The organism is Arenibacterium sp. CAU 1754 (assembly GCF_054482635.1).
In genome coordinates this window covers 282,940-296,943 of sequence record NZ_JBTLRG010000005.1, presented here as the reverse complement: position 1 = coordinate 296,943, position 14,004 = coordinate 282,940, and the positions used below count along the sequence as shown (strand labels likewise).

The 14,004-nt window shown below is 61.0% G+C and carries 14 protein-coding genes; 3 read left to right on the top strand and 11 right to left on the bottom strand.

Annotation, left to right across the window (positions count from 1 at the left end; genetic code table 11):
* Position 1 precedes the first annotated feature (1 nt).
* From ACXYMO_RS17995 to ACXYMO_RS17975, 5 genes are all read right to left on the bottom strand, one after another.
* Positions 2-1,363, bottom strand: coding sequence for a glutamine synthetase family protein (locus tag ACXYMO_RS17995; protein ID WP_458880128.1), 1,362 nt, complete (start codon positions 1,361-1,363; stop codon positions 2-4).
* Between the two features lie 103 nt (positions 1,364-1,466).
* Positions 1,467-2,498 (bottom strand): TRAP transporter substrate-binding protein, encoded by a 1,032-nt coding sequence (locus ACXYMO_RS17990; RefSeq protein ID WP_458880127.1) that lies wholly within the window; start codon positions 2,496-2,498, stop codon positions 1,467-1,469.
* Positions 2,499-2,553: 55 nt separating this feature from the next.
* A complete protein-coding gene (locus tag ACXYMO_RS17985; RefSeq protein ID WP_458880126.1) occupies positions 2,554-3,876 on the bottom strand; it encodes a TRAP transporter large permease in 1,323 nt (440 codons plus the stop codon).
* On the bottom strand, positions 3,876-4,472 hold the full coding sequence (locus ACXYMO_RS17980) for a TRAP transporter small permease subunit (RefSeq protein ID WP_458880125.1): 597 nt from the start codon (positions 4,470-4,472) through the stop codon (positions 3,876-3,878). Before ACXYMO_RS17980 ends, ACXYMO_RS17985 begins: the two co-directional genes overlap by 1 nt.
* Positions 4,472-5,236, bottom strand: coding sequence for an N-formylglutamate amidohydrolase (locus ACXYMO_RS17975; RefSeq protein ID WP_458880124.1), 765 nt, complete (start codon positions 5,234-5,236; stop codon positions 4,472-4,474). The genes ACXYMO_RS17980 and ACXYMO_RS17975 overlap by 1 nt, the downstream gene beginning before the upstream one ends.
* Before the next feature lie 132 nt (positions 5,237-5,368).
* On the opposite strand from ACXYMO_RS17975, the gene ACXYMO_RS17970 reads away from it, so the two are divergent.
* A complete protein-coding gene (locus tag ACXYMO_RS17970; RefSeq protein ID WP_458880123.1) occupies positions 5,369-6,232 on the top strand; it encodes a MurR/RpiR family transcriptional regulator in 864 nt (287 codons plus the stop codon).
* 159 nt (positions 6,233-6,391) lie between these two features.
* Positions 6,392-7,327, top strand: a complete 936-nt coding sequence (locus tag ACXYMO_RS17965) for a carbohydrate kinase family protein (protein WP_458880122.1) — start codon at positions 6,392-6,394, stop codon at positions 7,325-7,327.
* Here the strand turns inward: ACXYMO_RS17965 and ACXYMO_RS17960 are convergent.
* From ACXYMO_RS17960 to ACXYMO_RS17935, 6 genes are read right to left on the bottom strand one after another with little or no spacing between them, the layout of a single operon-like run.
* Positions 7,324-7,704 carry a Na+/H+ antiporter subunit G gene (locus ACXYMO_RS17960; RefSeq protein WP_458880121.1) on the bottom strand — a complete coding sequence of 127 codons (381 nt, stop codon included), beginning with the start codon at positions 7,702-7,704 and terminating at the stop codon, positions 7,324-7,326. The genes ACXYMO_RS17965 and ACXYMO_RS17960 overlap by 4 nt on opposite strands.
* A 7-nt stretch (positions 7,705-7,711) precedes the next feature.
* Positions 7,712-7,981 carry a K+/H+ antiporter subunit F gene (locus ACXYMO_RS17955; RefSeq protein WP_458880120.1) on the bottom strand — a complete coding sequence of 90 codons (270 nt, stop codon included), beginning with the start codon at positions 7,979-7,981 and terminating at the stop codon, positions 7,712-7,714.
* Positions 7,978-8,475, bottom strand: coding sequence for a Na+/H+ antiporter subunit E (locus tag ACXYMO_RS17950; RefSeq protein WP_458880119.1), 498 nt, complete (start codon positions 8,473-8,475; stop codon positions 7,978-7,980). Before ACXYMO_RS17950 ends, ACXYMO_RS17955 begins: the two co-directional genes overlap by 4 nt.
* A complete protein-coding gene (locus ACXYMO_RS17945) occupies positions 8,472-10,028 on the bottom strand; it encodes a monovalent cation/H+ antiporter subunit D (RefSeq protein WP_458880118.1) in 1,557 nt (518 codons plus the stop codon). Before ACXYMO_RS17945 ends, ACXYMO_RS17950 begins: the two co-directional genes overlap by 4 nt.
* Positions 10,025-10,372, bottom strand: a complete 348-nt coding sequence (locus tag ACXYMO_RS17940; RefSeq protein ID WP_458880117.1) for a Na+/H+ antiporter subunit C — start codon at positions 10,370-10,372, stop codon at positions 10,025-10,027. Before ACXYMO_RS17940 ends, ACXYMO_RS17945 begins: the two co-directional genes overlap by 4 nt.
* A 2-nt stretch (positions 10,373-10,374) precedes the next feature.
* Positions 10,375-13,236, bottom strand: coding sequence for a monovalent cation/H+ antiporter subunit A (locus tag ACXYMO_RS17935; RefSeq protein ID WP_458880116.1), 2,862 nt, complete (start codon positions 13,234-13,236; stop codon positions 10,375-10,377).
* Between the two features lie 243 nt (positions 13,237-13,479).
* Here ACXYMO_RS17935 and ACXYMO_RS17930 point away from each other — a divergent pair, with 243 nt between their 5' ends.
* Entirely contained in the window at positions 13,480-13,992 is a 513-nt protein-coding gene (locus tag ACXYMO_RS17930) for a rhodanese-like domain-containing protein (protein ID WP_458880115.1), read from the top strand.
* Positions 13,993-14,004: the final 12 nt, after the last annotated feature.

The window sequence follows — 14,004 nt, the reverse complement described above, 5'->3', positions numbered from 1 at the left end:
GTTAAGCCTTTTCGAACCCGCGCGCGATTTCGTAATCGGTCACGACTTGATTGAATTCTTCGATTTCCCATTCGGCAGCGCGGGCATAGTGGGTGATAACGTCATCGCCCATCGCCGCGCGCAGCATGTCCGAGGCGAGCAATGCCTCGCGTGCCTCGCGCAGCGTGCGGGGAATGTGCTGGCTTTTGTCGTCCTCATAGGCGTCGCCCTTGAACGCGTCCTGCAGGGGCAGTTTTTCCTCGATCCCCTTCAAGCCTGCGGCCAGCATCGCGGCCAGTGCCAGATAGGGGTTCATGTCCGACCCCGGTGAGCGGCATTCGACGCGCACGCCCTTGGAGCCATCGCCGCACAGGCGGAAGGCGGCGGTGCGGTTATCGACCGACCAGACCGTTTGCGTCGGCGCAAAAGTGCCCTTGGAAAACCGTTTGTAGCTGTTGATGTAGGGCGCCACGAAATAGGTATAGTCGGACGCGTATTTGATCAGCCCGGCCATGTAGTGATCCATCAGTTCGGATTTTCCCAAGGGGCGGTCGGAGTCGTGAAAGGCGTTTGCGCCGTCCTTCCACAGGGATTGGTGCACATGCGCGGCGCTGCCGACCATGTCCTTGTGCCACTTGGGCAAAAAGGATGCGGCATATCCCTGTTGATGGGCGATTTCCTTGACCGCGTGCTTGGCCAGACTGTGGTGATCGGCGGTGGCCAGCGCCTCGGCGTATTTGATGTTGAGTTCTTCCTGACCGGCCTCGGCCTCGCCCTTGGAACCTTCGACCGGGACGCCCATGGCCCGCAGGTGGTTGCGGATCGGGCGCATGACCGGTTCTTCCTTGGAGGTCTGGAAGATGTTGTAATCTTCATTATAGCGCGAAATCGTCTCAAGCTGGAAACCGTTCTTCGCAATCTCGTCATGGGTGCCGTGGAACAGAAAAAATTCCAGCTCGGTCGCCATGACGGGCGTGAACCCCAGTTCGGCACAGCGGGCGATCTGGCGTTTCAGCATCTCGCGCGGGGAATGGGGCACCGGCTCATATGTGTGGTGATCAAGGATATCGCACAGGACCATGGCCGTCCCCTCAAGCCAGGGCACCGGGCGCAAGGTGGTCAGGTCAGGCTTCATCACGTAATCGCCATAGCCCTTTTCCCACGAGGTCGAGGCATAACCATCCGGGGTCGCCATCGCCAGATCGGTTGCCAGCAGGTAATTGCAGCAATGAGTTTCATCCTCGGCGATCTCAACGAATGCCTCGGCGTGGAACCGTTTGCCCATGAGCCGCCCCTGCATGTCGATCATGCAGGTCAGAACGGTGTCGATCTCGCCGCTTTTGGTCAGCTTCTTCAGCTCGTCCAGGCTCAGATGTCCGGGCATGGGGGTCTCCTTGGATCACGGGCAAGCCTTGGGATGAACCAAAGCTTGCCCTGTTGTCGTTTTGGGGCGCGGCGCCCGGCGTGACCCGGGCACCGCGACTTCATCAGCCGTAACGATAGGGCCGTCCAGCCTTTTCCATATCGGCGTTATATTTCTTGATGATCTCGACAACCTTGGCCTTGGTTTCGGACTCGGCTGCGATTTCATCCCAGAACACACGCGCTGCGGCCTCGACCGTCGCCCATTCGTCATCGGGGATTGAGGTCAGTTCCATCTTGGGGCCGTTGACGCGCAACGATGCCTCGCCGCCCCAGTACCACCACTGGCGGTAATAGTGCGACTGATCACAGCAGACCCGGAACAGGGTTTGCAGATCTTCGGGCAGTTCGTTCCAGCGATCCATGTTGGCAAAGAACGACCCGGCCCAGGCGCCCGAGATGTTGTTGGTCAGGAAATAATTGGTCACATCGGCCCAACCAACCGTGTAATCCTCGGTGATGCCGGACCATGCGATCCCGTCCAGTTCGCCGGTTTGCACGGCGACCTCGATATCCTCCCACGGCAGGGTCACGGGAACCACGCCGAATTGCGTCAGGAACCGGCCCGCGGTGGGGAAGGTAAAGACGCGCTTGCCCTTGAGGTCCGCAAGGCTGCGGATCGGGTCCTTGGTGGCGAAATGGCACGGATCCCAGGATCCGGCGCTGACATGTTTGACGCCGACCTTGGAATATTCCGCGTCCCAGATTTCGTTCAAACCATATTGGTTGAACAGCACCGGCACATCGAGACTGTAGCGCGAGGCGAAGGGGAAATAGCCGCCAAACACGGTGACTTCGGTTGGGGAGGCCATGGAGTCGTCATCCGACTGCACCGCGTCGATGGTGCCGCGCTGCATGGCGCGGAACAACTCACCCGTGGGAACCAGCTGATCGGCATAAAACAGTTCGATCTGCATCCGGTCGCCGGCGATCTTGTTGAACATCTCGATCGCGGGGGTGATGACATGGGCCGCCAGTGCCGGGCCGGCATAGGTCTGCATGCGCCATTTGATGGTGGACTGGGCCAGCGCGGGTGTGGCCAGCGCGGCCGCCGGCGCGACGGCCGCGCCCTTGATGAACTTGCGTCTTGTGGTCATTTCAATTTCTCCTTGTTGGTTGTGGGTTTGCCCCGTTTTCGGAGTTCTTGTTGCGTTAATTTCCGTAGACATAATTCGGCAGCCACAGCGCGATCTGCGGAAACGCCATCACCAGTGTCAGTGCAAAAACCATGACAATGACAAAAGGCACGATGGAGCGATAAATATCGTCCAGCCCGATTTCCGGTGGGGCCATCGCCCGCATCAGGAACAGATTATACCCAAAGGGCGGCGTCATATAGGCGATCTGCGTGGTAATCGTGTAAAGCACCCCGTACCAGATCAGATCGAACCCCAGCACATCGACCAGCGGCACATAAAGCGGCGCGACGATCACCAGCATCGCGGTGTCATCAAGGAACGTGCCCATCAGGATGAAGGACAGCTGCATCAGGATCAGGATCATCCATGGGTTCAGTCCCAGTTGGTCGGTAAACAGGTTTTCGATGGCGCGCACGGCGCCCAACCCGTCAAACACTGCGCCAAAGCCCAGGGCGGCCAGGATGATCCACATGAACATGCAGGAAATACCCAGCGTGTTGCGGACCGAGTTTTCGAACACCTCGCGCGTCATCCGGCCCTTGAGAACCGCCGCCAGAAAGGCCGCCAATGCGCCCACCGCCGAACTTTCCACCAGCGAGGTCCAACCGTTCACGAACGGCACCATCATCACCGCGAAAATCACCAGCGGCAAAAGACCGGCGCGCAGCAGGCGCAGCTTTTCGGCGCGGGGGATGTCGCGGTCAGCCTCGGGCAAGGCCGGGCCAAGTTCGGGCTGCATCCGACAGCGGATCACGACATAGAGGATAAACATCGCCGCCATCATCAGCCCCGGCAGCACGCCGGCCAGCCACAATTGCCCCACGGGCTGACGGGCGATCATCGCGTAAAGCACCAGAACCACCGAGGGCGGCACAAGGATACCAAGGGAGGACCCGGCCTGAATGACGCCGGTCACCATGCGTTTGTCATAACCGCGTTTGAGCAGTTCCGGCAGGGCGATGGTGGCCCCGATGGCCATGCCCGCAACCGACAGGCCGTTCATCGCCGAAATCAGCACCATCAACAGGATCGTGCCAATCGCCAGCCCGCCGCGCAGGGGCCCCATCCAGACGTGAAACATCCTGTAAAGGTCATCGGCGATCTTGGATTCGCTCAGCACATAGCCCATGAAAATGAACATCGGCAGGGTCAGAAGCGGGTACCATTTCATCAGCTTCATCGCCGCGGAAAACCCGATGTCCGATCCGCCCGGCCCCCACAGCAGAAGCGCGGCCACCACGCCGACGAACCCGATGGCGCCAAACACGCGCTGCCCGGTCATGAGCATCAGCATCATGGTCGAGAACATCAGGATGGCGATCATCTCATATGGCATCAGAGCGTGACCCCGCGCAGCGTTGCCACGTCTTTGAAGAATTCGGAAATGGCCTGAAGCAGCATCAGGAAGAACCCGATGATCATGATCACCTTGATCGGCCACAGGTACGGGCGCCACGCGGTCGGGCTGCGCTCCATATGGCCCATCACCTCGGTTGCGGCGTCCGGCCCGCCGGTCACGAAGGCAATCAGAAGATCGCTATAGAAAGCAAAAGGTTCACTGCCGAAATAGCCAAGCGAATAGGCGGTCGAGGTCAGCGCGCCATAGAGCAGAACCCCGAGGTAGAACATCAGCATCAGAACGGTGAACGCATCCACCCATGCCTTTTGCCGGGTGGTCCAGCTGTGATAAAATAGATCCATGCGCACGTTGGCGCCCAACTGGATCGAATAGGGCCCGCCCAGAATGTAATAGGCGACCATAGCGAACTGGGCCACTTCCAGCGTCCAGAGCGAAGGGTCGAAAAACGTCTTGGACATGGACGACCACAGCAGGATCGCCATGACGACAAAGATGCCGTACATCACGAACCGCCCAACGCGCCGGTTGAACCTGTCCACGTAACGGACATAGGTGCCAAGCACCGTTTCCATCAGTCGCCCCCTCGTGTCAGTGCGTCGGTCGCGGTCAGGGCCGCCGTCAGCGCCAGCGTCAGTTTACCCGCGATCCGGGCGACGTCCGCCGGATCGGCAAGCAGGTCATTGCGGACCTCAAGCATGACGTTCAGCAAGCCACGGCTTTGTGCATGTTTCTTCAACGAATGGGTCACGCCGTCCTCCGGGCCATAGGGCTGGTTGCGGCGCACGATGCGATCGCTGCCTGAAAGGGCGTTCAACACCTCATCGGCCAGCCGCGTGTCTGTGTCGTGCAGAACGCCGATGTCCAGATCGCGGCGGGTGCCGAAATAGACCGGTGTGAAACTGTGCACCGTGATCAGGGCGGCAGGCCGGGCGGTTTCAATGGCGCGATCGACGGCGGCGCAGAACGGGCGATAGATCAACGCTTCGCGCCGCTCTCGTTCGACATCAGTCAGGTCCAGGTTGCCGGGAATATCATAAATTTCGCTTTTGGCCGGGATCGCATCCGGGGCCTCGGGCGGGCGATTACAGTCATAAACAAGGCGCGACACCGCCCCCGCGACCAGCGGCGCGCCAAGGCCGCGCGCAATGTGGCGGGCCAGATCCAGTGCGCCGGGATCCCAGGCGACATGGCTGCGCATCACGTCACTAGACAGGCCCAAGTTCCCAAATTCGCGGGAAAAATCGCAAGAGGCGTGCTCGCACAGAACAAGGGCCGGTGCCTTGGCCCGCAGCCCTTCGATCAAAACCGCATCGGTATTGGCAATTTCGACAGTCATCATTCCCCCGACTCTGAACAGGTTTCTTCAGGGGCATGCCTTCTGTCAACAAAATTTCTGAAACTTTTTCTTCTTTCGGGTTTTGTTTGAAGGTAAGATTACAAAATCGGCATCTGAGGAAAGGATCGCACCTTGTCTGACACGGCGCAGGAACGGATCAAACGCGTGTATGACAGCCTGACCCGCGCCGAGCGCCAGTTGGCGGGCACGATTCTTGAAAACTATCCGATGAGCGGCCTGGGCTCGATCACACGTCTTGCGGAAAAGTCCGGGGTATCGACCCCGACGGTGGCACGGATGGTGCAAAAGGTCGGGTTTTCGGGCTTTCCGGAATTTCAGGCGGCGCTGCGCGAAGAGTTGGAAGCGCAGATTTCAAACCCGATTGCCAAGCGCGACGGCTGGTCCGAAACCGCGCCGCATGGGCATATCCTGAACCGGTTTACGGATGCGGTGATCGAGAACATTCGCCAGACTCTGGCCCATGTGGAACCGCAGGATTTCGATGCGGTGACCACCCTGCTGGCGGATGAAAACAGGTCGGTCTTCATTGCCGGGGGGCGCATCACCCATGCCCTGTCGGAATACTTGCATCTGCACCTTCAGGTCATTCGCAAGAACGTCCATCACATCCGCTCGACCTCGAACGCCTGGCCCCATGCCCTGCTGGATCTGGAGGCGGGCGACGTGGTGGTGATCTATGACATCCGGCGCTATGAAAACTCGACCCTGAAACTGGCCGAGATCGCACAGGCACGCGGGGCTGAAATCGTGCTGATCACGGATCAGTGGCAATCCCCGATCAGCCGGCATGCGACCTATTCCTTCAACTGCCGGATCGGGGCCCCGTCGGCGTGGGACTCGACCGTTGCGATGATGCTCTTGTCCGAGACCCTGATCGCGTCCGTTCAGGAGGCATCATGGGACCGCACCCGCGAACGGATGCGCGCGCTGGAAGAAATCTTCGACAGCACCAAGATTTTTCGCAAGTTCAAATGACGCGCGATTGGCGCGCAACGGGCAGTCCTTATTGTCAGCTTTGCCCCATTGAATTTATCCGGGCAAGAATTGACAGCAGGCCCAATGCTGCGATGCTTTGCCAGGCAGTCCGACCATGGGCCGCAATCTGTAATCCTTTGATAAGAATGGGTCTGAGTGATGATCTTGTGTTGTGGTGAATCCCTGATCGACATGCTGCCCTGCACCACGACCGACGGGGCCGAGGCGTTCGCCCCTCATGTGGGCGGGGCGATCCTGAACACGGCTGTCGCGCTCGGGCGGCTGGGGTGCGACGTATCGCTGATGACCGGCCTGTCGAGCGACATGTTCGGCGTGCAAATCCAGGACGTGCTGGATGCGAATTCGGTTGACTATACGCCCTCCCCGCGCAGCGACCGGCCCACGACGCTGGCCTTTGTGAAACTGGTGGATGGGCATGCGACCTATCGGTTCTATGACGAAAACTCGGCCTCGCGGATGATCGTGCCCGGCGATGTGCCCGGCGTGCCCTCGGTGGTCCGGGCCGCATTCTTCGGCGGCATCAGCCTGTGCAACGCCCCTTTCGCCGATACACTGGCCGATCTGGCCGAGCGCTATGCCGGCACCATTCCCGTGATGCTGGACCCCAATATCCGGCCCGGGTTCATCACCGATGCCGCCGCCTATCGCGCCCGGCTTGCCCGCATCATCGCGGTGGCGGATATGATCAAGGTTTCGGACGAAGATCTGGCGTGGCTAATTCCGGACAGCGACGACATCGAGACCAGTGTGGGGAAACTGATGCAGATGGGCCCGCAACTGGTGTTCGTCACCAAGGGATCACGCGGCGCGGATGCTTATCATGCCAATGGCGCGCGCGGATCGGTTGCCGCCACGCCGGTTGAGATCGTTGACACGGTCGGCGCCGGTGACACGTTCAACGCAGGTGTTCTGAGCAAAGCCCAGGGTCTGGAACTGCTGGACAAGGACGCCTTGACCCGGATCACGTCGGACCAGTTGACCGAGATCATGGGATTTGCCGCCGCGGCCGCCGCGATCACGGTCACGCGTGCCGGGGCCAACCCGCCCTGGCGGGATGAGTTGAACGGCGTCTAGTCCTGCTCCGGCGGCATCGGGTTTTCCGGCTTGTTCAGAACGGCCCACATGGCATCGCCATCAGGTTTGGGCAGCTCTTCGGACGGGATGTGGCGGTGGATATGGGCCTTGGCGATGAACAGCGCTGTGATCGGCGCGGTCAGAAACAGGAACAGCGTGATCAGCAACTCGTGCACCGACGGGTTCCCTTCCACCACAAAAGCATGCACGACCGAGGCCACCAGCACCCCCCCGACCCCAAGGGTCGTGGCCTTGGTGGGTGCGTGCAGGCGCGACATCGGATCGCCCAGCTTGATCAGGCCAAACGACCCGACAAATCCGAAAAAGCCGCTGATGACGAGAAAGACGGCAATGGCGATATCTGCGAACATGTCCATCTGATCCTCACTCGATGATATTGCCGCGCAGCATGAAGCGCGCGTAGGCCACGGTCGAGACAAAGCCAAGCATGGCGATGATCATGGTGGCCTCGAAGAAGATTTCGGTACCCTCGGCCAGACCCAGCAGCACCAGCAGGGCGATTGTGTTCACCACCATCGTGTCCAGCGCAAGAACCCGGTCGCCGACACCGTCTGCGGTGATGATTTTCCAGAGGTTCATCAGCAGAGCGATGCCGAAACAGCCAAAGGCGAAATAAACCGCATAAAATGTCATTCGAAAATCTCCACCAGGCGCCGCTCGTAGCGGTCTTTGATTTCTGCGCACACGGCATCGGGGTCGGGCGCGTGCAGACAGTGTACCAGAAGGTTATGCCCTTCGTTGGATAAATCGCAGGACACGGTGCCCGGCGTCATGGTGATGGTCGCCGCAAGGGTCGTGATCGCCTCGGGAGTGCGCAGGGTCAGCGGCACCGATATCCATGCCGGCTGCAGGTCACGCACCCGTTTGAACAGCACCAGATAGGCCACGGTCACATTGGCCACGACGATGTCCCACAGCACCACAAGGGTATATTCGGCGATCATGCGCGGGTTGCGCATGCGCGACATGTCCGGCCAGTAGGGTCGGATGATGAACGGGATCACCACGCCCAGGAAAAACCCGAACAACAGCGAATTCCAGGAAAAGCTGTTGACCAGCATCAGCCAGACCAGTGTCAGCAGCACGGTCAAAAGCGGGTGGGGAAAGATCCTGCTGAGCAATTTCATGATCCAGACCTTTTCAGGACGGCGTCGATATAATCGCCCGGCGTAAATAGCTGGGCGGCGGTGGCCGAGGTATATTTCATCACCGGCCCGGCGAAAACGGTGACCAGGACAAGAGCGGCAAACAGGCCAAAGACCGGCACCATCGGCAGGCGCGGCGGTTGGCTATCGGGTGACGCTGCGGGGGTGTCCTCCCCCTCGTCGTCCCTGTCCTGTTCCCGTGCGGCGGCACTGGCGGCGTCATAGGATTTCCAGAAAATCAGGCTGCCAGCGCGGGCAAAGCCAAGGATGGCGATCAGCGACAGGATCAGGATACTGGCCCAGATCAGGACCGCCTGCGGCGTGTCGCGGCTGGCGTCCAGAACCAGCAGTTTCCCGACAAAGCCCGACAGGGGCGGCAGGCCGGCCATGGCGATGGCGGCCGCAAAGAACAGCACCGAAACCGTCCCGCTGTGGGGCATGGGGGCGGTGGGGGCGATGTCATCGCCGCGCCGCTCGATGATCAGGTCGGCGACAAGGAACAGCATCGCCGTCGCAAAGGTCGAGTGGATCATATAATACAACGCGGCGGCCGTGGCCTGCTCGGTAAAGAGGGCGATGGCGATCAGCAGCGTCCCGGTGGACCCGATGGCGGCAAAGGCCGACAGCCGCCCAACCTGGCGCGTGCCAAGAATGCCGATCGAGCCGACCGCGAGGGTCAGCATGGCGGCAAAGATCAACCAGTCGCCGATCAGCCCCTGGGCGAAATGCAGGTCGGGGCCAAAGACCAGCGTGTACATCCGCAGGATTGCATAGGCGCCGACCTTGGTCATGATGGCAAACAGGGCGGCAACCGGGGCGGGCGCGTTGGCATAGCTGGCAGGCAGCCAGAAATGCAGCGGCAGGATCGCCGCCTTGACCGAGAAGACCAGCAACAACAGCACGGCGCCGACGCGGATCAGTGCGGTCTGGTCGGCGGGCAGTTCGGCCACGCGCACGGCCAGATCGGCCATGTTGAGCGTCCCGGTCACCCCGTAAAGCGTGCCCAGTGCGAACAGGAACAGGGTCGACCCGATAAGGTTGTAGATCACGTATTGCACGCCCGCGTGCAGGCGCACCGTGCCGCCGCCGTGGATCATCAGCCCATACGAAGCAATCAGCAGAACCTCGAAGAATACGAACAGGTTGAACGCGTCGCCCGTGAGAAACGCGCCCAGAATGCCCATCAGCTGGAACTGGAACAAGGGGTGGAAATGCCGCCCGCGTGTGTCCCAACCGGACCAGATGGCATATAGGATCACCGCCAGAGCCAGCACCGTGGTGAGCACCGTCATCAGCGCCGACAACCGATCCAGCACCAGAACGATGCCAAAGGGCGCGGGCCAGTCGCCCAGGTCGTAAACCACGATCTCGCCGGTGCTGGCCTGTGCCATCAGGCCAAGGCTGATACCGACAAGGACAATGGTCCCGGCCACGGAAAAGATGCGCTGCAGATCAAGATGATGGCGGATTACCATGATCATGAACGGCGCAAGCAGCGCCGGCAGAACGATAGGAAGGATGATCCAGTGGCTCATGCGTCGTCTTCCGCCTGTGGGGTGTCGATCAGGTCAACACGGTCGTCCTGGTCCGAGAGATAGGCGCTGAGCGCGAGGATCACGATGACCGCCGTCATCCCGAACGAGATCACGATGGCCGTCAGAACCAGCGCCTGTGGCAACGGATCGGTATAATCGGTAACGCCCTTGCGCAGGATCGGCGGCATGTTTACCGCCAGACGCCCGGTCGAGAACAGAAAGATGTTCACCGCATAAGACAGCAGCGACAGCCCGACGATCACCGGAAAAGTGCGCTGGCGCAGCATCAGGTAAACGCCGGATGCGGTCAGGATGCCAACGGCACTGGCAAGAAGAAGCTCCATGTTCAGCCCTCCCTCGACGGTGGGAGCGGAGGATCGTCCCGCTCGGGGTTGATGTCCATGGCATAGGGGCTGTCGGTATTGGGCCGCCATGCGTATCGCGACAGGCTTTCCAGCGCCAGAAGCACCGCTCCCACGACGGCGAGGAACACGCCGAGATCGAAGAGCGCCGCCGTGGCCAATTCGAATTTCTCAAGCCCCGGCAGGTGGACATAGCCAAACGCGCTGGTCAGGAACGGAAGATCGTTGAACCATGCGCCCAGGCCGGTCACGGCCGCGATCAGAACGCCCGATCCGATGATCCCGTGATAGGGGAAATGCTGGCGCGCCGACGCCCAGCCAAAGCCCGAAGCCATGTATTGCATGATGATCGCGATCGCCGCGATCAGCCCGGCGATGAACCCGCCGCCCGGCTGGTTGTGACCGCGGAAAAAGATATAGGCTGCCACCATCAGGGCGATCGGCATCATGACGCGGGTCACGACCACCATCATCATCGGGTGCACGTCCCCGGCGATGGGCTGATCCGGCTCGCGGTTCAGCAGGCGGGCGCGCACAGGTGAATTCAAGATCGCCTCGGTCAGGGCATAGATCACGATGGCCGCGATCCCCAGAACGATGATTTCACCAAAGGTATCAAAACCCCGGAAATCGACCAGGATGACGTTGACCACATTGGTACCGCCCCCGCCGGTATAGGAGTTCTCGAGATGGAACTCGGAAATCGAGGTCTGGGCAAAATCGCGCGCCATTATGGCCCAAGTCAGTCCGCCAACCCCCAAACCCGCGCCGATGGACAGGACCGCATCGCGCAGGCGGCGGGCAGCGGTGCTTTCCTTGGGCGAAAAATTGGGCATCAGGTTCAGGGCCAGCAACATCAGGATGATGGTGACCACCTCAACCGAAAGCTGGGTCAGGGCCAGATCGGGTGCCGAGAAATAGTTGAAGCCAAACGAGACCATCAACCCGACAACCCCTATCAGCACCAGCGCCAAAAGGCGGTTGCGGTGAAAGGCCACGATACACAGGGTCGAGCCGACAAGGCAGAACCAGCCGATGGCGGCCAATGGGGTGATGTCCAGCATGGTGCGCGTAACCGGGGACAGGACGCCGGTCTGATAGGCATAGCCCGCCATCGCCAGCGTGAAGACGACGAAGATCGCCGCATAGCGGCCAAAGTTGCCGTCGTGCAGGACATCCGTGATCCCCCGGCTGAGACGGGTCAAACCGGCAAATAACGCGTCGAAAATCGCCTTGGCCTCGGGGCGCGGCAGGGCCAGCCATGCGCCATTGAGCACCCGGTGCAGCGCCAGCAGGATCAGACCGCCGACAACCGCGATCCCCGACATGTAAAGCGCCGGTGTCACACCATGCCAAAGTTTGAGCTTGTAATAGGGCAGATCGCCACCAATCACGGCCCCGGCGGCGGCCGCCAGAATGTCGCCCGCGATCAGTGCCGGGAACAGGCCGATCAGGATGACCAGCGCAACCAGAACCGCCGGGGACAGCCACATGCCGACGCCCGGATCGTGGGGCGTGGCCGGATAATCGCCACGCACGGGGCCCAGGAACACATGGGCGATATAGCGGAACGAATAGGCCGCCGAGAACAGCGCCCCGAGGGTCGCCAGAACCGGTACGAAATAATGGGAATGCTGCCAGACCGTATGAGCGGTTTCCTCAAGCATCATTTCCTTGGACAGGAACCCGTTGAGCGGAGGGATGCCCGCCATCGACAGCGCCGCAAGGCTGGCCAGAACAAAGGTCACAGGCATCAGTTTGCGCAACCCACCAAGGCGTTTGATGTCGCGTGTATGCGCCTCGTGATCGATGATCCCGGCGCTCATGAACAGCGCGGCCTTGAACGTGGCGTGGTTCATGATGTGGAACACGGCCGCGACGGCGGCCATCTTGGTGCCAAAGCCCAAAAGCATGGTGATCAGGCCAAGGTGGCTGACCGTGGAAAAGGCCAGCAGCGACTTGAGATCATCCTTGAACAGGGCAATCACGGCACCAAGGACCATGGTGACCAGACCCGTGGTTGCCACGATGTAGAACCAGGCCTCGGTTCCCGCCAAAACAGGCCACAGCCGCGCCATCAGGAACAGACCGGCCTTAACCATCGTCGCCGAATGCAGATAGGCCGACACAGGTGTCGGCGCCGCCATCGCATGGGGCAGCCAGAAATGGAACGGGAACTGGGCCGACTTGGTGAAACAGCCCAGAAGGATCAGGATCAGCGCGGTCAGATAGAGCGGCGAGGATTGAATCAGCTCCTTGTTCTGCAGGATCACCTGCAGGTCATAGCTCCCTGCGATATTGCCTAGGATCATCATGCCCCCGATCAGGGCAAGACCACCGGCGCCGGTCACGGCCAGCGCCATGCGCGCGCCCTGCCGCCCCTCGGGAAGGTGGCGCCAGTATCCGATCAGCAGAAAGGACGACAGCGAGGTCAGTTCCCAGAACACCACCAGAAGCAGGATGTTGTCGGACATGACAATGCCGATCATCGCCCCCTGAAACAGCAGCAGATAAGCGTAAAACTGGCCCATCGGGTCCTCGCGCGACAGGTAGTAGCGCGCATAGATGATGATCAGCAGACCGATTCCCAGGATCAGACCTGCAAAGAGCAACCCCAGACCATCAAGATAGAAATTGGCATTCAGCCCGATAGCCGGAAGCCAGTTGGCCTGTGCGGTGATCACCTCGCCCCGCAGAACGGCTGGCGCATGCAGCATCACGCCGATCAGGGTCAGCAGCGTGACTGCCCCCGCAGCAGAGGACGAGGCATTGCGCCCGGCGCGAAACAGCAGCGCGGGAAACACCGCACCGAGAAAGGGCAAAGCCGCGATCAGGAACAGGGACACCAGATATTCTCCGTCGGATCGGTTCCAAAAGGTCCCTATGTGCCTAGTGAAATTTTTCGAACTGTCCAGCCCTTGACCGCGTTCTTGTTGGCCATTGCGGCGGATTGTTTCATCTTGACCTGTGACGGGATGCCGGGTTTTCCGGCCTCCCGCGCATTTGACGAGAACTTGAACGCGGCGGGCCCGGTTGTTGACGCGCCCCCTGCGGGTCTGTGGTATGACCGGGTTGGAAAGTGAGCGACCATGCCAAACGAGACAGTGAAAACAGGATCAAGAGCGGGCGAAAAACCGGCGCGCGGGCCAAGCCGGCGCAAATTTCTGGGGCTGGCACTTGCTGCGGCGGCAGTCGCTGTGGCGGCCTGGCGGCTGAGCCTGCGCCGCCCTGCCTTTGACGGTGCCCAACTGAGCGTGGCCGAGGCCCATGCGCAGGCGGGACGAGGCGATATCTGGCTGATCGACATCCGTCGCCCCGATGAATGGCGGCGCACGGGAATCGGCGAAGGCGCCCATCCCATCGACATGCGCCGCAAGGATTTCACCCGGGTCTTGCGCCGCGTCGTTCAGGCCGACCCGGATCGGCCGGTTGCCCTGATCTGCGCGCGCGGGGTGCGCTCGGCCCGGTTTGGCAAGGCGCTGATCGCCGCCGGGTATGACAATATCGTGGATGTGCCCGAGGGGATGCTGGGCTCCTCGGCCGGGCCGGGCTGGCTTCGCTCGGGTCTGCCGGTGCGCCGGTATCACGGGGATGCCGGGTGATGCGACGCTGGG